This is a genomic window from Bacillus sp. SIMBA_005 (genome assembly GCF_046535585.1).
Taxonomy (GTDB): Bacteria; Bacillota; Bacilli; order Bacillales; family Bacillaceae; genus Bacillus; species Bacillus pumilus.
The window spans coordinates 1-265 of the sequence record NZ_JAWRWI010000559.1 but is presented as its reverse complement, the minus strand read 5'-3'; the positions used below and the strand labels follow the sequence as shown (position 1 = coordinate 265).

The following is a 265-nucleotide window of genomic DNA, read 5'->3' as shown; positions in this document are numbered from 1 at the left end:
AGGTGCGTTTGCCCTGAGCGTCAAACAGGTCAGGCGGCTTAAGGCTGTCCGGCGCGTGACGCAACGGAGCGCACAAGGCGATCTTGGACAACGTCTGCCTATCGGCGGGCGCGATGAGATCGACATGCTCGCGCATCTTGTCAACCACATGCTCGCCGAAGTCGAGCGGCTGATGAACGAGGTGAAAGGCGCGTGCGATGGCATCGCGCATGACCTGCGCACACCGCTTGCGCGTGTGCGCACTTTGTTGATACGAATCGACGAG

Annotated in this window: 1 protein-coding gene; it reads left to right on the top strand. The window is 61.1% G+C overall.

Annotation, left to right across the window (positions count from 1 at the left end; all coding sequences use genetic code 11):
• Positions 1–265, top strand: a 265-nt coding sequence (locus SB660_RS21290; RefSeq protein ID WP_410584384.1) for a HAMP domain-containing protein, incomplete at both ends; no start/stop codon positions are given.